Source organism: bacterium (Candidatus Blackallbacteria) CG13_big_fil_rev_8_21_14_2_50_49_14 (assembly GCA_002783405.1).
Lineage (GTDB): Bacteria > Cyanobacteriota > Sericytochromatia > UBA7694 > UBA7694.
The window spans coordinates 106,707-124,741 of sequence record PFGG01000035.1 but is presented as its reverse complement, the minus strand read 5'-3'; the positions used below and the strand labels follow the sequence as shown (position 1 = coordinate 124,741).

General features: G+C 50.4%; 16 protein-coding genes. 7 read left to right on the top strand and 9 right to left on the bottom strand.

All coding sequences use genetic code 11. From position 1 onward, the window contains the following. The first annotated feature begins 2 nt into the window (after positions 1-2). The 5 genes from gmd to COW20_07285 are packed head-to-tail and all read left to right on the top strand — an operon-like array spanning position 3 to position 6,229. Positions 3-1,082: a GDP-mannose 4,6-dehydratase gene (gene gmd / locus COW20_07305; GenBank protein ID PIW48921.1), complete on the top strand. Its 1,080-nt coding sequence runs from the start codon at positions 3-5 to the stop codon at positions 1,080-1,082. Continuing rightward, a complete protein-coding gene (locus COW20_07300) occupies positions 1,066-2,058 on the top strand; it encodes a GDP-fucose synthetase (GenBank protein ID PIW48920.1) in 993 nt (330 codons plus the stop codon). The genes gmd and COW20_07300 overlap by 17 nt, the downstream gene beginning before the upstream one ends. After that, on the top strand, positions 2,055-2,753 hold the full coding sequence (locus COW20_07295) for a hypothetical protein (GenBank protein PIW48919.1): 699 nt from the start codon (positions 2,055-2,057) through the stop codon (positions 2,751-2,753). Before COW20_07300 ends, COW20_07295 begins: the two co-directional genes overlap by 4 nt. Continuing rightward, positions 2,750-4,042 carry a DegT/DnrJ/EryC1/StrS family aminotransferase gene (locus COW20_07290; protein PIW48918.1) on the top strand — a complete coding sequence of 431 codons (1,293 nt, stop codon included), beginning with the start codon at positions 2,750-2,752 and terminating at the stop codon, positions 4,040-4,042. The genes COW20_07295 and COW20_07290 overlap by 4 nt, the downstream gene beginning before the upstream one ends. Positions 4,043-4,045: 3 nt before the next feature. Further along, positions 4,046-6,229: a hypothetical protein gene (locus tag COW20_07285; GenBank protein PIW48917.1), complete on the top strand. Its 2,184-nt coding sequence runs from the start codon at positions 4,046-4,048 to the stop codon at positions 6,227-6,229. On the opposite strand, the gene COW20_07280 is transcribed toward COW20_07285, so the two are convergent. From COW20_07280 to COW20_07245, 8 genes are all read right to left on the bottom strand, one after another. Then, positions 6,214-7,299, bottom strand: a complete 1,086-nt coding sequence (locus tag COW20_07280; protein ID PIW48916.1) for a hydrogenase formation protein HypD — start codon at positions 7,297-7,299, stop codon at positions 6,214-6,216. The two genes, COW20_07285 and COW20_07280, sit on opposite strands and share 16 nt — an antisense overlap. Next, positions 7,283-7,534 carry a HypC/HybG/HupF family hydrogenase formation chaperone gene (gene hypC, locus COW20_07275; GenBank protein PIW48915.1) on the bottom strand — a complete coding sequence of 84 codons (252 nt, stop codon included), beginning with the start codon at positions 7,532-7,534 and terminating at the stop codon, positions 7,283-7,285. Before hypC ends, COW20_07280 begins: the two co-directional genes overlap by 17 nt. Next, entirely contained in the window at positions 7,512-9,818 is a 2,307-nt protein-coding gene (hypF, locus tag COW20_07270; protein ID PIW48914.1) for a carbamoyltransferase HypF, read from the bottom strand. The genes hypC and hypF overlap by 23 nt, the downstream gene beginning before the upstream one ends. A gap of 8 nt (positions 9,819-9,826) precedes the next feature. Continuing rightward, positions 9,827-10,378 carry a hypothetical protein gene (locus COW20_07265; protein ID PIW48913.1) on the bottom strand — a complete coding sequence of 184 codons (552 nt, stop codon included), beginning with the start codon at positions 10,376-10,378 and terminating at the stop codon, positions 9,827-9,829. Positions 10,379-10,388: 10 nt separating this feature from the next. After that, complete coding sequence (locus COW20_07260; protein ID PIW48912.1) at positions 10,389-11,846, bottom strand: hypothetical protein; 1,458 nt, start codon at positions 11,844-11,846, stop codon at positions 10,389-10,391. Then, positions 11,843-12,580 (bottom strand): ABC transporter ATP-binding protein, encoded by a 738-nt coding sequence (locus tag COW20_07255; GenBank protein ID PIW48911.1) that lies wholly within the window; start codon positions 12,578-12,580, stop codon positions 11,843-11,845. The genes COW20_07260 and COW20_07255 overlap by 4 nt, the downstream gene beginning before the upstream one ends. Further along, positions 12,580-13,374, bottom strand: coding sequence for a hypothetical protein (locus tag COW20_07250; GenBank protein ID PIW48910.1), 795 nt, complete (start codon positions 13,372-13,374; stop codon positions 12,580-12,582). The genes COW20_07255 and COW20_07250 overlap by 1 nt, the downstream gene beginning before the upstream one ends. Positions 13,375-13,492: 118 nt before the next feature. Further along, the gene (locus tag COW20_07245) at positions 13,493-15,088 is read right to left on the bottom strand and encodes a hypothetical protein (GenBank protein PIW48909.1); all 1,596 of its coding nucleotides are present in this window, start codon (positions 15,086-15,088) and stop codon (positions 13,493-13,495) included. A gap of 9 nt (positions 15,089-15,097) precedes the next feature. On the opposite strand from COW20_07245, the gene COW20_07240 reads away from it, so the two are divergent. Together COW20_07240 and COW20_07235 are read left to right on the top strand one after the other, a co-directional pair. Continuing rightward, positions 15,098-15,295 (top strand): hypothetical protein, encoded by a 198-nt coding sequence (locus COW20_07240; protein ID PIW48908.1) that lies wholly within the window; start codon positions 15,098-15,100, stop codon positions 15,293-15,295. A gap of 42 nt (positions 15,296-15,337) precedes the next feature. Beyond that, entirely contained in the window at positions 15,338-16,777 is a 1,440-nt protein-coding gene (locus tag COW20_07235) for a glutamine synthetase (protein ID PIW48907.1), read from the top strand. Between the two features lie 98 nt (positions 16,778-16,875). On the opposite strand, the gene COW20_07230 is transcribed toward COW20_07235, so the two are convergent. After that, on the bottom strand, positions 16,876-17,937 hold the full coding sequence (locus COW20_07230) for a fructose-bisphosphate aldolase (protein ID PIW48906.1): 1,062 nt from the start codon (positions 17,935-17,937) through the stop codon (positions 16,876-16,878). Positions 17,938-18,035: the final 98 nt, after the last annotated feature.

The window sequence follows — 18,035 nt, the reverse complement described above, 5'->3', positions numbered from 1 at the left end:
ACTTGAAAACGGCTTTTATTACCGGCATAACCGGTCAAGATGGTTCTTATCTCGCTGAATTATTATTGGCCAAGGGATATATTGTGCATGGCATGATCCGTTGGTCAAGCACCTTCAGTACCCAGCGTATCTTGCGTATTTTTTCAGACCCTCACCAACAGAAGAATAATCTTTTTTTACATTATGGCGATTTATGTGATGCCAGTCGTTTAAACCAGCTTATTCGCCAGATTCAGCCCGATGAAGTCTATAATTTGGGAGCCCAATCCCATGTGCGGGTTTCATTTGATGCGCCTTCTTATACCGTTGATGTGGTTGGGCAGGGCACTCAGCGTCTTTTGGATGCTGTTTTGACAGAAAAACCAGATGCCCGTTTTTACCAGGCTTCTTCCAGTGAAATGTACGGGCATGTGCGGGCTATTCCTCAGAGTGAAACGACCCCTTTTTATCCCTGCTCACCTTATGCCTGTGCCAAAGTGATGGCCTATTGGTTGACCATGAATGCGCGTGAATCCCACCAGTTGTTTGCGGTGAATGGCATTTTGTTTAATCATGAATCGCCACGCCGGGGTGAAACCTTTGTGACGCGAAAAATCACCATGGGTCTGGCGGCTATCCTGGCAGGGCACCAAAGCAAAATATATTTGGGCAATTTAGAAGCCAAACGCGATTGGGGCTATGCGCGGGAATACGTAGAAGGCATGTGGTTGATGATGCAACAGGAGCAACCTGAGGATTTTGTCTTGGCCACCGGAGAAACCCACTCCGTCAAAGAGTTTTTGGACTATTGCTGCGAACAGGTAAACCTCAATCAGGAAGAAATTATCAGTATCGATCCCCGTTATTTTCGTCCCAAAGAGGTTGACCTCTTGATTGGCGATGCTTCAAAAGCCAAAGCCAAATTGGGCTGGGAGGCCAAAACCCGTATGAAAGAATTGGCGCGTCTGATGTTGGCGGCCGATCTTGAGTCGGTAGGTCTGAACCCTTTGGATTATAATTTAGAACCCAGTCAAGACAAGGCGTTTCGCTCTCTTCCTTCGGGTTACCGTGATCAGGATTTTGATTATGCCAATCGGCGTTGATTTCTGGCACAACCGCAAGGTCTTGGTAACCGGCGGAAATGGCTTTATTGGCAGCTTTACAGTTGAAAAGCTTGTCGCTGCCGGGGCCCATGTCACGACGACCTCGAGTCTTGAAGAGAATCGCTTCCGTTTTCTGGAAAATGTGAAAAACGAGATTGATACCCGGGTGGGCAATCTTGAAGATGAAACTTTTGCGCGTGCCTGTTGCCAGGGCCAGGAGCTGGTTTTGCATTTGGCAGCCCGCGTTGGGGGCATTGAATTCAATCGTCTTCATCCTGGCTCGCTTTTTCGCGACAATATGCGTGCTTTTCTCAGTACGCTGGAGGCCGCACGTCAAGAAGAAGTCAGACGTTTTCTTGTGACCAGTTCAGCTTGTGTGTATCCACGAAACAGCAGTATCCCCACCCCAGAAGAGGAAGGCTTTAAAGAAACACCTGAACCCACCAATGCGGGTTATGGGTGGTCTAAGCGTATGCAGGAATATATGGCCCAGGCCTATGTCGAAGAGTTTGGCATGGATATTGTCGTGGCCCGCCCCTTCAATGCCTATGGGCCGCGCGATGATTTTGATCCGCAAAGCAGCCATGTGATTGCGGGTTTGGTTCATAAAATTGAGCAGGGAATTAACCCCCTGGTGGTCTGGGGAGATGGCAGTGCTTCCCGTTCTTTTCTCTATGTTGAAGATTTTGCCAATGGGCTTTTGACGGTGGCTGAAAAAGCCCAGGGGCCTGAGGCCTTTAATTTGGGAGCAGACGAAGAAATTACCATTCGTGATCTGGCCTCTCTTTTGGTGGAGCTTTCAGGCCGCTCTTTGGAGTTGATCTTTGATACCAGCAAGCCCAATGGGCAACCCCGTCGGCATTGTGATAACCGCAAAGCCCTTGAAAAATTAGGTTTTCAGACAGAAACTCCTTTGCGCGAGGGGCTCTTGAAAACCTTACAGTGGTACCGAGAGCACAAAGGAAAAAGCATATGAAATTGGCTTTGGTTTTATTGACCCTTGATGAATTGCCGGGTTTGGAGGCTATTTTCAAGGATTTGCCTTTGGGCAGTGTCGATGAGTATTTTGCCGTGGATGGGGGTTCCAAAGATGGAACGCTTGAATTCTATCGTCAACACGCTTTTCCTGTACGTGAGCAGGTTTCAAAAGGACGGGGCGAAGCTTTTCGGATAGCCTTTGACTCGACAGATGCCGATGCTTTGATTTTTTTTAGCCCCGATGGCAACGAAGACCCGCGAGATTTGACGAAGTTCAGACCTTTGCTGGAAGCCGGTCATGATATTGTGATTGGCACGCGCATGGTCGAAGGGGCACGCAATGAAGAAGACGACCAATTTTTCAAATGGCGGAAATGGGCAAATAACGCCTTTAATTTAATGGCGAATATGAGTTTTAACCGTCATCAACATCCCTTTGTGACAGACAGTATCAATGGCTATCGTGCGATTACGCGTCGGGCCTGGGAACGCCTTGCGCCTGATGGGCCGGGATATACGATAGAGTATCAGAGCACGATTCGGGCGCTTAAATACGGTTTGAAAATTGCTGAGTTTCCAACCCGTGAAGGCAACCGGATTGGACCTGAAAAGGGGTCTCCCAGTATTCAAACGGGGATTGCCTTTCTGAAGTTGTATTTTCGTGAACTCAAACTGCCTGCCGGCCCGCAATGAGTGAGCTTCCCATGCGTGATCTGGAAACCCAGCACGATCAGATTCTGGAGTGGGTAGGCAACTACCAGCGCCAATTGATGCAGGCCCCTCCCCAGCAGCCCTTTGAACTGATGCGTACCCTTTTTGAGCCAGAAGACTTGCAGGCCGCTGTGGCTGTTTTACTTAGCGGTCAGGTCAGCATGGGGCAACGTGTGGCAGAATTTGAGCAGGCCTGGAGCCATTGGAATCAATCGGCTGGCTCTTTGATGGTCAATTCAGGCTCCTCAGCCAATCTTCTGGCTTTGTCTGCTTTTGCTTCACAACAGACTCAGCCCGCCTTGAAGCCGGGTGATGAAGTGATTGTTCCCGCTGTGTGCTGGTCAACATCTGTTTTTCCAGTGGTTCAGATGGGGGCCATTCCCGTTTTTGTGGACTGTGATCCCGTGACTCTGAACCTGAGTCTTGAGCAGGTCGAAGCAGCGATTACTCCCCAAACCCGTGCCCTGGTGGCTGTACATGTTTTGGGAAACCCTTGCCCCATGCCTGAGTTGATGGCTTTGGCCCGCAAGCATGATTTATGGGTGCTTGAAGATTGCTGTGAAGCCCATGGTGCCACGATTGAAGGTGTGAAGGTCGGGAATTTTGGAGACCTTTCCAGCTTCAGCTTTTTTCTCTCCCACCATATGACCACGATTGAGGGGGGAATGGTGTGTATGCGCAAACCCCAAGATTGGCAGGATCTGTTGATCAGTCAGCGGGCACATGGTTGGATTCGTGGCCGCAGTGATCAGCAGGACTGGATTGAGCGCTTTCCTGAACTTACAGGGGGCTGGCTTTTCGTTGAAACTGGCTATAATCTGCGGCCTACTGAAATGCACGCTGCGATAGGTTTGAGTCAGTTGGGAAGGCTGGATGCGTTTATTCTTCGGCGTCAGAATATTTTAGCAATTTTGCAGGCGCATATCTTAAACCGTTGGGGAGATTGGCTGGCGGTTCAGCAGGCCTTGCCAGGGCATGCCTCTTCCGCTTTTGGTCTGGCCATTCTGGTGAAACCAGGGGCTCCCTTTGAGCGCAAAGACTTGCAAAGGGCTTTACAATCTGCCCAAATTTTTACCCGTCCTTTGATTACAGGTAATTTTTTGCGCCAGCCAGTGGTGCATAAATTCGCATTTCGTCAGGGCCAATCAGCGATGCCGGGTGCTGATTATGTGCATGATCGGGGCTTTATGGTGGGCATTCACCATGATCTTACCGATTCAGCGCTTGCTTATTTTCAGGATACACTTGATCAATTTTTGGGGAAATTTTAAAACATGCGTAAAAACAGTCGGCATGTTTTGCTGATTTTAACTCTTTTAGTCTGCTCTGGTTTGCTTCCTTTCTATTTGCATCTTTCACAGGTTTTTCCCTTTGATTATTATTGGGATATGGATGCTTCAACTGCACAGGATACGCTTTTACTGAACAGTCATAAAACCCCAGCGCATTTGGACCACCCTAAATTTGCGATGGTGGCTATTTTGGCCTCGGCGACCCGCATGGCCCGTGCCCATCAACTGATTTCAGTGGCCAGCCTGGAAGACTTGAAGAATGCAGCAGATCCTGCGCTGGGATTGGCTGAACTGACTTTGTTTTTGCGTAAAATTCAAGCGGTGCTTGTCTGGCTATTTGTTTTAACGGCTGTGGTTTTGCTGGTTGTTTTGTTTCCACATATGCCCTGGCTGTGGTTGAGTGCGAGTCTTGCCTTGGGCCTAGAAGGTGGCGTTTTGCATATGGCTATGACGCTGCGTTCGGAAATCTTCAGCCTTTTTTTGCTGGCCCTGGCTCTACTTTCGGCCTTGATGATTCGCCAAGCCCCTCGGTTTCGTCTTTCTGCTCTGCTCTTGTGCGGGGTTTTTAGCAGTTTGGCGGTGATGACCAAAGTTCAGGCGATCATTGCAATGCCTGTGGTTTTGGCTTTTCAAATATGGCAAATGCTGGAAGTAGAAACACCTGAGAAAAGTCCTAAGCCTCAAACGATTGGTTTGCAACTGCTGCCAGGTTTGCTCTTGTTTTTTATCTTGGCCTGGCCAGCTTGGTTCAGCACTGCTCTGCCCGGACGAACCATGCCGGTTGCAAATTTCTCTCAGCCGGGCAGTTTAAAACTGCCAGTGATCTGGCTGGGCTTGGTGTTTTTGCCGCTTCCTTTTCTCTTTCTTTTTCAGCGCTTGAGTCATCGCTGGCAAAACATCGTCGCTGCGTATCCTGGATTTTTATTGGGATTGAGTCTTGCTTTTGTTTTTCCCTTGTTTTGTTTCTTTCCTGATTTTAATCTGGGATGGCATTACTTACAGGGGCTTTTGCGTGCCAGCATCTGGATGGATATCAGCTCAGCGGGAACGGGCAGTATCGTAGATACGCTGCGCTTTATTTTTAGTACCCGTGCAGATTATCTTGTAATTTGTGGCGTTGGCTTTGCTTTCTTGGGCTGGGAGCTGTGGAGTAAGCAGCGTGAGCAGATGGATTATTTTCCTCTTGCCATGATGGGAGTTTCGCTCTTTTGTCTTTTTCCTTTGCTTTTATTTGGCAATCGCGCTCTTTTAAGAGATACGGTTTGGTATGAATTCTGGGGAATTTGGGTTGCGATGGCCTGTTTGGGTTATGTATTTTCTGCACTTGAAAAGTTTGAATTCGCAAAATTTAGAGTCTTGGGATATGTCTTTGCCTTTATTTTAGCTTGGAACAGTATTTCTCAGCAGGGGCGAGCGTTGGATGCTTCTTATCTTAATAATTCGGCCTATGGATTTGATGGCGCACCTTATGACTATTTTTGGTATCACACGGTTTATTTGCACCAGGCATCAGATAATCCTTATCGAGAAATAATGCAGGGGGCCTATCCGGCAGGGAAAGAGCAATTCAGACAGGTTTTAAGCCAGGCCCGGGAAATAACAAATCTAAAAACAAAAGCCGATTTAAGTCTTTTGAATCAAAACTTGTCTGTTCTTTCTTTGGGGGTATTGGTTCCAGGATTGCGCGTCAGCCAGAACAAGCAAGGGTGGTGGCGTGTTCTTTCACCTGTTCATCCTGTTTTAGAAAAGGCCTTAAGTTTTGATTTGGCGCGCCAGACGCCCGCTGTTCAGGGGCAACAGATCACGGCAAACAGCATGCCGCAAAATCCTTATTTTGCTGATATTTTTGCTCCGGGCGGAGCTTATACCCTTTTGCCAGCCTTTCATCAACCCACAGCTTTAATCTTGTGTAAACCTGATTTATTGAAATTGGGTGCAGATCCAGGCTCGCGTCCTGCTGATCTGACACTTTCTCAGGGGCAAGCCAAAGTCGATTGTTATGGCTTTATCTTGGATGAGCCTGTGGTGTTTTACCCTTCACAGTTGCAAAAACTGCGTGTGCCCTTACTTGTCACTTGGACTTCAAAGGGGCTGGATCAAAAGTCTTTTCCGCTTTGGAGCCAGTTAAAACCCGCGTTTGAAACGGTTTTTCAGGTGCCTCGGTAACGGTACCAGGCTGCACATGCTCCTTCTGAGGAGACCATCGGAGCCCCCAAGGGCCGTTCTGGTGTGCAGGCTTTACCAAATGCCGGGCATTCCGGGGGCTTGAGCCGCCCTTGTAAGACCTCGCCACTGCGGCATTCGCCGGGGGTTTCGGCGGTGTCCGGCCCCAAACCAAAGCGCTGGCGCGCGTCGAAACCCTGCCAGATCTCACGTAGCCCCAGGCCACTGGCAGGCAAGACGCCAATGCCCCGCCAGGCCCGATCGACCCGTTCAAAGAACTGATCTACCTGTTTTTGGGCAACGGGATTGCCTTCTGCACGCACCACCCGGCTGTAGCTATTGAGCAATTGGGGACGGGCGCTTTCTAAGGCTTGCAGACAGGCCAGGATACCTGCGAGAATATCCACGGGTTCAAAACCTGTAATCACAATCGGAACCTTGTATTTTTCAACAATCGGCAGATATTCTGCTGTGCCCATGATAGTGCAGACATGGCCTGCGGCGAGAAATCCCTGCACACGGTTGCCCTCGGCAGAAAGAATGGCCTCCAGGGCAGGAGGGACGCAAACATGAGAAACCAGCAGCGAAAAGTTCTTCAAACCCAGTTGTTCGGCTCGCGCCAGGGCCAGGGCGTGGCCCGGCACGGTGGTTTCAAAGCCCACCGCTAAAAAAACCACCTCACGTTCAGGGTGGGCCTGGGCCAGCTCAACCGCTTCAAGCGGAGAATACACGTTGCGCACGTCTCCGCCTTGGGCTCTTACGCTGAGCAGATCGGTCTGGCTGCCAGGAACGCGTAGCATATCCCCATAGGAACAGAGGACGACTTTTGGGTTTCGTGCCAGGGCCTGGGCTTGATCGAGAATGGTCAGGGGGGTCACGCAAACCGGGCAACCAGGGCCATGCAGCAGTTCAACGCCCGATGGAAGCAGTTGATCCAGCCCATATTTGACGATGGCATGGGTTTGTCCTCCACAGACTTCCATCAGGGTCCAGGGGCGGGTCACTGTTTTGTGAATCTCTTCTGCCAGCGCTTGGATCGCTTCGGGCTGGCGGTATTCAGTCTGGTATTTCATTTTCCTCCAGCGCGCCCAATTCTGTCAGGGCTGTCAGGGTGCGTTCTGCTTCAGCGGCGTCGAGTACGGTCAGGGCAAAGCCCACGTGTACCAGCACAAAATCTCCGATTTGGGCTTCGGGCACATAGGCCAGTGAAACCTGTTTGCGCATGCTGCCAAAGGCTACGCGGGCGGGGCGTAAAAGATCCTCTGGATCGAGAATTTCAAGAATCTCACCGGGAATGGCCAGACACATGGGCTGTTTCCTTCCTTTTAGTATGGAGCGCCAGGATTTGTCCCAGCGCCAGACTGCCATCATTGGCCGGAACCTGTTGGGGCCAGTATACCTTGAATCCTGCTCTTTGAAGTATTTGAATCGCTTGGGTCAGCAAAAGCCGGTTTTGAAAACAACCGCCGCTGAGTACGACCGTTTCCAAGCCGCTATTTTGAGCGAGGTTGAGCAGAAGCTGAACCAAAGAGGCGTGAAAGCGCGCTGCCAAAAGGGGTTTGGGCAGGTTTAACTGCAAATCTGCAAGCAGGGCAATGAGCAGGGGCTCAGGATTTGCGATCCAACCGTCTTTACTGAACTGTAGGGGGATGGGCCAGGGCTCTGCGGAACCTGACCAGCTTTGGGCTAAAAACTCGAGTTCAATCGCAGCCTCTCCCTCAAAAGAACAGCTTTGGCGGAGATCGAGCAGGCTGGCCAGCGCATCGAAGAGACGTCCGATACTGGAGGTGGTTTGGCAGAGCTCTGGCGAGGCCAGGGCCTGTTTCAGCAGCTTGCGTTCAGAGGTCTTCAGGGCCTGAAGCGGGGCCAGTTCTGATCTCTCCCAGATCTCTTCTCCCCACAGGCTGTGCAAAAGCCCCAGGGCGATATAAGCGGGTTTGCGCAGGGCTTTTTCCCCCCCTGCGAAATCAAAGGGGCGCAACCAGGCCTTGCGTTGCCAGCCCGTGGGCAAAAGTTCAAGCGCTTCGCCTCCCCAGAGGGTCTGATCGGTTCCCAGGCCCAAACCGTCCCAAGCCATGCCCAGCAAAGGGGCGTTTAAGCCGTGTTCGGCCATCACGGCTTGAACATGTGCCAAATGGTGTTGTACTTGAATTCGGGGCAGAGCGATCCGCTCTGCCTGCTGGCTGGAGAAATAATCAGGATGGGTGTCACAGGCCAAGGCTTCAGGCTCAATACCCAGCAGCTTGGGCAGGGTGTGCAGGTGGTGCCTGTATTGGTTTTGGCTTGAGGGGCTGTCGAGATCTCCCAGGTGCTGGCTGAGAAAAACCTGGCCCTTGCGGCTCAGGGCCAGGGTATTTTTTAAATGACCTCCCAGGGCCAGCAGGGGAGCTTGAATGGCGGGAACAGCCAAGGGCAGGGGAGCATAGCCCCGTGCCCGGCGCAATTGGGTGGGTTGGCCCGCAATCACGTGTACCACAGAATCATCGACAGGGCGTAAAATCGGGCGGTTGTGCACCAGAAACAGATCGGCAATAGCCTGTAAACGCACCAGGGCCTCCTGCTCCTCTGTGCACAGGGGTTCATCGCTGAGATTGCCACTGGTGGCGACCAAGGGAAAGCCTAAATCCTTTAAAAGCAAATGGTGAAGGGGCGTGGTGGGCAACATAATGCCCAAGCGGGGATTGAGGGTTTGGGTCAGATTGGGGGCCAGGTTTTGTTTCTTCAGACGCTCCAGGAGCACGATTGGGGCTTGGGGGCCGGTGAGCAGTGCGGCTTCTTCAGCTGAAACCTGGCAATAGGCTTTGACCTGAATCAGGTCTTGCATCATCAGGGCCAGGGGCTTGGCTTCGCGCTGTTTGGCGGTACGCAATCGGGCCACGGCTTCAGCATTGCGGGCATCTACCAGCAGTTGAAACCCTCCCAGGCCTTTTAAGGCTAAAATTTGTCCTGCCTGCAGAGCTTTTTCACTGGCCTGCAGAGCAGCTTCCCGTTCGGCTATAACCTCTCCCAGGGGGTTCCAGAGGGATAATTGGGGGCCACAACTGGGGCAGGCAATGGGTTGGGCGTGAAAACGGCGGTCGCCGGGATCGCGGTATTCGGCTTCGCAGTCCGGGCACATGGCAAAGCTTTGCATGCTGGTGCGTGGGCGGTCATAGGGCAAACTCTGAATAATCGTATAACGTGGGCCACAATAGGTACAGTTGGTAAAAGGGTAGCGAAAACGCCGGTTGCCAGCTTCAAAGAGATCTTGCACGCAGGCTGCACAAGTGGCAAGATCAGGCAAAATCCAGGCTTCTGTTTCTGTGCTGTTCGTGGGGCTAGGCAAAATCTGAAAATGTGTTTCGCCCAGACAGGGCAGAAGCTCTGTGCTGATTTCTGTCAAGACAGACAGCGGAGGGCGCTGGCTGTTTAAGGCCTCAATAAAACTCGCCAAAACAGAACTTGGGCCTTCGGCTTCAATCAAAACGCCTTCGCTGCGGTTGAGCACCCAGCCTGCCAATCCATGCTCTTGCGCCAAACGGTAAACAAAAGGGCGAAAGCCCAAGCCCTGGACCAGACCCCGGAGTTCGATCCGCTGTCTTTGTAGCGGCATTTGCGAGGCTAAACCGCACTGGAAAGCAGTTCGGTCTGGGCCTTCAGCTGAAGCTCCGAAAGAGGGATTTTGCCCAGTTGCTGCTGCGTGTGCTCAAAACAGGTAAGGAAGAGACTGATCAGCTCAACAATTTCGACCAGAAGTTCGGGCTTGAGTTGAGGATCGGTGTGCATATGGCAATAGCGATAGTAGATTCTGTTCTCTGGGGTGATCTGAAATCCGCCCATGGGCATCAGCTGTGAGAAAAAGGTGCAGAGTCGCCATGCCTCAGGCAGCAAGGCCTCACTGAGCGGGTCGGGCAGGGTACAGAGGAACTGCAAAACCGAAAGCCCGCTTTCAACTTGAGATTCCTGGCTTTCAATCACATCTTTGGTATAAAAAATTTGCAGAATAGAGCAAGCAGAAGACTCAGTTTCACTGGGTTCAGGGGTCAGGGCCACCAGCAACTGACTATAGGGGGTTTCAGAGCTTTTGGGCAAAAGAAAAGTTTCAAAGCCCACCAAATTCAAGGGGGCTTGCAGGGCCTCCAAGGGGGTATGTGTTTTCTTTTTCTTGGGCATGGCCTTACCTCTAACGGGGGGGATGAGCAGGTTCTTGTTTGGTGGTGCGGGGTTGCCAGCGGAAGCCCAGATTGAATTCATTGATGCCACGCACGAATTGGTTATCCCAATAGAGCGAAAGACCATAATCCTGCCAGATATTCTGTAAAAGGCCCAAGCGCATTCGCGGTGAGTTGATATCATACAATTCACCACTCAGGGTTAAGGGTTGGTCGAGGAGCTTCATATTAAAATCTGCGCCTGCACCAATTTTGCCACGCACCAGACCAAAGCGGACCAGGCTTTTGTCATCGATTTTGCTCCCGGCCTGCAGGTTGATCAGGTTGCCATCACCAATTTCATCCAGACCGACACGGAAGTATGAAACCGGTCCCCCCAGTCCCAGATCCCCAAAGACATTGAAGTTGCCGACAGCTCCGGGGACGGCTTTAAAATCTTGGGTTAAACGCATGGCGCCCAGGGCTTCGGCCCTGAAATTCAGATCCAGTTGGTTGGTTTGTGTTTGGGGGTCGGTCAGATCAAAGATGGCATTGGTCAGGCGGGTCGCATTTTTGGCTACGGTGCGGATATTCTTTTTGATCTCAGGATCATGACTGATCTCCAGCACATCGCCTGTGATGGTTTTGACATCGTCGGTAATGCCTTCAAATTTACGGGTCAGGCCTTGCAGGTCTTTGGTAAAATCCTGCCATTGGCGGGTCAGCCCGTTGATATTGCTGATGCTCTGGCGGGTATTGTTCAGCATTTGGGGGTCATTGGCGAGTTCATTGACTTGACCACTGAGGGCTTCGACATTGCCTGCAATCCGACGGGTACTGGCGATAATGGCCTGTACTTCAGGAATAGTGGCAGTTGTGGCTCCGTTGATCTGCTTGAGTAAAATTTCGGTTTGGGTGGTGAGTTTGCCAAAGCCTGAGGTCACCCCTTTGATATCCTTGAAAAGGCCAGAAAGCTGCGAGGCTGTTTTGTTGATGGTGCCGGCAGTTTGCAGAATATTTTCACGCAGTTCGGGATTGTCTACCAATTGCCGTGCGGATTTCATCATGGCTTGGGCTTCGGTAAAAATGGTATCCAGGCTGGCCGGCGGGTTGCCCGTGATTTCTGCGCCTGCTTCCAGATAGTTTTTGCTCACTTTTTCGGGCGGAAAGACTTCAATATTTTTATCTCCGACCAGACCGGTGGTGATAATTGTAAATTTGGAATTGACCGGGAGTTTGATGTCCCGTTTGATATTCATGCTGATTTTTACGCGTCGTTGGGCTGGTTCTGCTTCAATTGCAAAGGTTTCGCCAATTTCTACGCCCATCAGCGTGACTTTGGAGCCGACTTTGATTCCGCCCACATGGGGAAAGTAACCGGTAATTTGGTAATAGGCATAGGGGTTGATTTGCCAGATATAAATCACGCCAACCAAAAGGGTGACCACTGTCAAGATGGTAATCAGCCCAACTTTAAATGCTGAATTCATGGCGCAACCACTTTGCCTTCCAAAAAGTTTCTTACGATCTCATTTTCTGAGTTTTTCATTTCATCTACGGTGCCGGTATCCAGTATTTTACCCTCATAAAACATGGTGATCAGGTCTGCTGTGCGAAAAATTGTGCTCAATTGGTGGGTGACCACAATTGAAATGCCCTGGGTGCGCTCCTGTAGATCGGAGATCAGGTCTTCAATCACGGTTGAGGTCACAGGGTCTAAGCCTGTGGTAGGTTCATCATAGAGAATAATCTTGGGATCTTGGGCCATCGCACGGGCAATCCCAGCCCGTTTTTGCATGCCGCCGCTGAGCTCAGCGGGGTAGAGATCCCCACTGCCTTCCAGGCCGACCAGACGCAGTTTTTCTTCGGCAATGGCTTTGACCTTGTCACGGGGCATGCGCGTATTTTCTAAAAACATAAAGCCGACATTTTCCCAGACCTTGAGAGAGTCAAACAGGGCTGCGGATTGAAAAACCATGCCGATTTTCGAACGGTAGCGGTCGAGGTCGTCCTGGCGGCGCAGGGTAGAGACATTGGTGCCATCGACCCAGATTTCGCCCTGGTCTGGGCTGAGCAGGTGCAGAATCAGGCGCAGGATTGTGCTTTTGCCACAGCCCGAGGGGCCAATCACAACGGTGGTCTGGTTGTCTTTGAAAACAAAATCAATCCCACGCAAAACCTGTTTGCGGCCAAAGCTTTTGTGCAGGTTTTTGACTTCAATCATCAGCGGGCCATGACGGTAAAGAGAATAAAGGTCAGAAAATAATTGCTGATAAAAATGGCAATCAGTGAATAGACCACGGCTTTGGTGGTTGCTTCGCCTACGCCTTGAGCGCCTTGACCGGTTTTAATGCCTTGAAACGAAGCGATGGTGGCGATTAACATGCCGAAAAAGCCAGATTTTACCAGTGATTTGGCAACATCATCGATATACAGCAGGCTTTTGATCGAGTCGATATACGAGGTCAGAATCAGGCCCTTGGCCATGACACCCACTACCGTTCCACCGATCAGACCAATCCCCAGGGCCAGAACCGTGAGCAGAGGCAGCATGACCACTGCTGAGATCATGCGGGGCAAAAGCAAATAATACATGGGCGGTACGCCCATGGCGGTCAGAGCATCGAGTTGTTCGGTGACCTTCATGGAGCCAATTTCAGCGGCAATTGCCGCACCCACACGCCCAGCCACGACGACAGAGGTAAACGAAGGGGAGAGTTCGCGGGCCAACGACATGGCTGTCACTCCCCCAATCACCCCGGAGCTGCCGTATTTGATCATGACCCCTGAAATCTGCAGGCAAAAGACCATACCCACGGCCAGTCCGGTAATCAGCACAATCGGCAGTGAGTCGGTTCCAATAAAGGCCATCTGTTGAAGGGTATTGGCCCAGTGAATCCGGCCACGTAAAAGAAAGACCAGCGCATCGCGCACAAACAGGGTGTATTCGCCGGTCGATTCAATCGCGCGGGTTAAACGGGCCAAAACCGGGTCGCGTTGGATATGGTTGAGAATCATGCCTTTGCCCAGGGGAAAGAATTACTGGATTTTACCACGAAAGCCGGAAGTACGCCTGTGTGCCGCGTCTCTTCGTTGCTGAATTTTCGTGACTCAGTAAGGGATTGCCCTGCAACGCTCAATAACCATTGTTTTTCAACCAGTCGCAGGTGGATCTTGAACCCAGCTGACAGGCCTTTTTCCAGTCGTCGATCGCTTGCGGGCGCAGGTTTAAATCTGAATAGACCACGCCTCGGTTCAGATAGGCCTGTGCATAATTCGGATCGATGCGCAGGGCCGTATTATAGTCTTCGATTGCTTGGGGGTATTGCTTGAGCTTGTGATAGGTATTGCCCCGGTTATTATAGGCCAGGGCAGAGTTTGGGTCGAGACTGATCGCCTTGTTATAGTCTTTGAGGGCATTCTGAAATTCATGGGTATCGTAATAGAGAATGCCGCGGCTGATATAAGCAAAGGCATTGAGGGGATTGAGACGAATGGCCTGTTGAATATCATTAAGCGCTTGAGGATAGGCTTGCAGCAGGCGGTAGGTATTGCTGCGGTTATTATAGGCCAGGGCGGAATTGGGATCGAGATTGAGAGCCTTGTTATAGTCTTCGAGAGAGTTTTGGTATTGATTCAAATCAAAATAGATCACGCCCCGGTTGATATAGGCTTCAGCATAGGCAGGATTGAGTGTGAGAGCTTGGTGATAGTCCTGAAGTGCCTGGGAATACTGTTTTAAAAAGTAATGATTCAGTCCCCGGTTATTATAGGCCAGTGCGTAAAAGGGATCGATGCGCAGGGCGGCATTATAGTCTGCCTGTGCCTGGGAGTATTGCTTGAGTTGGCGATAGGTATTGCCCCGGTTGTTATAGGCAATGGGGGTCTTGGGATCGAGGCTGATGGCTTGTGCATAGTTCTCAAGCGATTTCTGGTATTGGTTTAAATCAAAATAGACCACGCCCCGGTTGATATAGGCCAGCGCAAAACCGGGAGCCAGCTGGATCGCTTTGTTATAATCCTGAAGCGCGTTTTGATACTGTTTTAAGTCGTAATAGGCCACGCCCCGGTTATTATAGGCATTGGCGTCGTGAGGAGAAAGTTTGAGTACCTGGGTATAGGCCCGGATCGTTTCCGCATAGTTTTTGAGTCTGTAATGCTCAGCCCCTTTTTCAAACCATTGATTTGCACTGAGTTGGTCGGCCAGCCGTTTGCCTTCCGTTTTTTGAAGGGTTTCGATGGCTTGGCGTGCCTTGACACTTTCCAGCTCTTTTTTATAGCGGATCAGTTCTTTTTCCAATTGCTGGTTGCGTTTGAGCAGCTCTTTTTCTCTTTCTAGAGCAGCTTTGTTGTTGAGCATTTTGCGAATGGAATCTTCAACATTTTGAGTGTCCAGCGTAATTTTTGCCGTGATGATCAGACCAAAACTTTCACCATTGGAAGTGGTTTTTTCTGAAACAATTTGAGTTTGGGTGATGCCTCCTGTGAGTGCGAGAATTTCGTCCTTTGCCAGCACGCTGTTTTTGACGAGGGTGACCGATTCAATATAGGTGCCTGCCTGCTCAAGAGCCATGCGTTTGGCTTCAAGCGTTGCCAGATTGCGGGCGTCATTTTTGCTTTGATTATCCCCAATCCAGGAGGTGGCAGAAACCACGAAGGTTTTAATTTCTGCATGGGCGGGGAAAATAAACAGAAAGAAGCTAAACAGGAGGAGAAACAGAGGCTTGAGCATATTTAACTCTTGATTTTTCTAGCTATTTTAACATGCCTTGAAGGGGGGGCTGCTGGATTTTTAGGGGCGATTTGTTTAAAGGGTTTTTATCTTGCTTATTTCTTTATAAATATAATTCTTTTGATATTTATATTATTTGTTTATAAAATTATATTTGCTATAATAAAAATTAAGCTAAATGTTTTAATTTTTATTTTAAATAAATAAATATTTTGCTTTAATAATTCACTCATAATTTGAAGGTGACCCATGTCCGACAGTTTTAAAAATCTCTCTGAATACTCCTATGCTGAACTTGAAGAACTGAATCTCGAAGCCAAAGAAAAAGTTCTTAACCGCGTGAAGGAAGACCAGCTTCAGGAACACTATCTGCGTTATCTCAGCGAACGTCGTGATATCAAAGCGGTGACCGTGGCCTTTACCGATCTCGAAGGCCGTTTCCATATGATTGATTATGACAAGAAGTTTTTGCTGAAGTCCTATGAAAATCTGACCTTTGATGGCTCTTCTGTACGGGGTTTCAGCGCGGTACGTGAATCTGATCTGCGCTTGCATATTGATTGGGGTTCTTTCCGCTGGTTGCCGGTCGATGTATTTGGCCCAGGCAAAATGTTGGTCTTTGGTTTGATCAAAGCCAATGACGGCAGTATGTATGATTCAGACCTGCGGGGACATTTGCTGCAATTGCGCGAAGATCTTTGGGCCAAGAACCAGGGCGTAGCCAATGTGGCTGTTGAACTTGAAGGTTTTCTTTTCCATGGCAGAGATGCAGAGCAACATTTTGATGCTTCCCGTGGTTTTGAATTTGTGTCTGGGGGTGGTTATTACCACTCTCTGCCACAAGATCCTCTGCGTCAGTTCATTGACCGTTTTGCAGGCGCTCAGCGCGCCATGGGTTTTGAAAACGAGAAGGATCACCCTGAAGTGGCGCCTTCTCAGTTTGAATTGAATTTTTCCTATAGCGATGCTGTGATTGCCGCAGACCAGATTCAACTCTATAAGCTGATGGCCCGCCAGATTGCCAATAGCATGGGCATGACGGCTTCTTTCCTGCCCAAACCCATAGCGGATATCAACGGCAATGGCATGCATACCAATATGTCGATCTCTGAAAAGGGCAAGAATGTTTTCTACGATGCCCAAGGCCAGGATGGACTGTCTCAGATCGGTTGGAATTTCGTGGATCGAATTCTCAACAATGCCAATGATATCTGTTTGGTACTGAACCCCAGCGTGAATTCATACCGCCGTTTGGATCCTGCTTATGAAGCTCCCAACCAGATCAAATCTTCAGCGATTGATCGCACCTCGATGATTCGGATTCCCTTGGCCAATGAGCGCTCTGCCCGGATTGAGGTGCGCAGCGTCGGGCCTGATGCCAGCCCCTATCTCCTGCTCTATAGCTTGCTCAAAACAGGGTTGGAAGGGCCCATGAGCGAAGCGCTCGATAGCGAAACCCGCCGTACCCGTACCCGTTTCCTGCCCGACAATATCTATGATGCCATGCGGCATTTTAAGGGCAGTGAGTTTGTTCGCAGCATGTTGGGCGAACAGAATCACCAGAAATTTTTGGAACTGAAGCAATCTGCAGCGGATCGCTGCCCCAAACTTTTGGGTTCTTTGATCAAACAGCCTGAGATTATCTTCCACCATGAGGTTACCAATCAGTACCTCTGGAGCAAATTCTAGACTGCGTTTGAAACCTCCAGTCGGCCCCCTTCGGGGGGCTTTTTCTTATGAAAAAAGCCACCTGAGTTATTCTCAGGTGGCTTTAATGCTTGGCTGTATTAGGCGATGGTTACTTCATCACAGAGGTAAACGTCCTGAATTGCATGCAGCAGGGCAGCACCCGTCTGCATATCGCGTTGGAAAGCTTTGCGGCCAGAAATCAAGCCCATGCCACCGGCACGCTTGTTGATGACAGCTGTACGCACGGCTTCTGCCAGATCGGATTCACCCGAGGATGCCCCGCCGGAATTGATCAGGCCAGCACGTCCCATATAGCAGTTGGCGACCTGATAGCGGGTCAGATCGATGGGATGATCGGTGGTCAGTTGCTCATAGACTTTTTTATGGGTCTTGGCAAATTTCAGAGCGGTAAAGCCGCCGTTGTTTTCAGGCATTTTTTGTTTGATAATATCCGCTTCGATGGTGACACCCAGGTGGTTGGCCTGACTGCTGAGATCGGCTGCCACGTGATAATCGGTATCGCCCTGGCTGAAGGCCGGGTTACGCAGATAGCACCAGAGAATGGTGACCAGGCCCAGCTCATGTGCATATTTGAAGGCCTGGCTGATTTCCCAGATCTGACGGCGGGATTCGTCTGAACCGAAGTAAATGGTAGCGCCTACGGCGACGGCACCCATATTGAAGGCTTGATCGACGTCTGCGAAGAGGGTTTGATCAAAGATATTGGGGTAGGTTAGCAGTTCATTGTGGTTCAGTTTGACGATAAAGGGAATCCGGTGGGCGTATTTGCGTGAAACAGAGCCCAAAACCCCCAGGGTAGAGGCCACGGCGTTACAGCCGCCTTCAATCGCCAGTTCAACAATATTGGCGGGATCAAAATAAATCGGGTTGGGAGCGAAAGATGCGCCAGCGGTATGCTCGATGCCTTGGTCTACAGGCAAAATCGAGAGATAGCCGCTGCCAGCCAAACGGCCGGTATTGTAAATGGTTTGCAGATTACGCAGAACCGAATTGGAGCGGTCGGTGGGGGTCATGACCCGATCCACGAAATCGGGGCCGGGCAGGTGCAGAACATCTTTGGAGATGGTCCGGCATTCGTGGTCCAGGAGATATACGGCGTCTTTACCCAGGAGTTCCTGGATTTTGCCAAAACTGCTCATAGCTAGGTTTACCTCTGTAGATAAAATAATCGACGCCGGCCTGAATCAGGAAGGGGCAGATCAGGAAAAGGCAGGCCGGAGCGTGCGCAGGCATTATA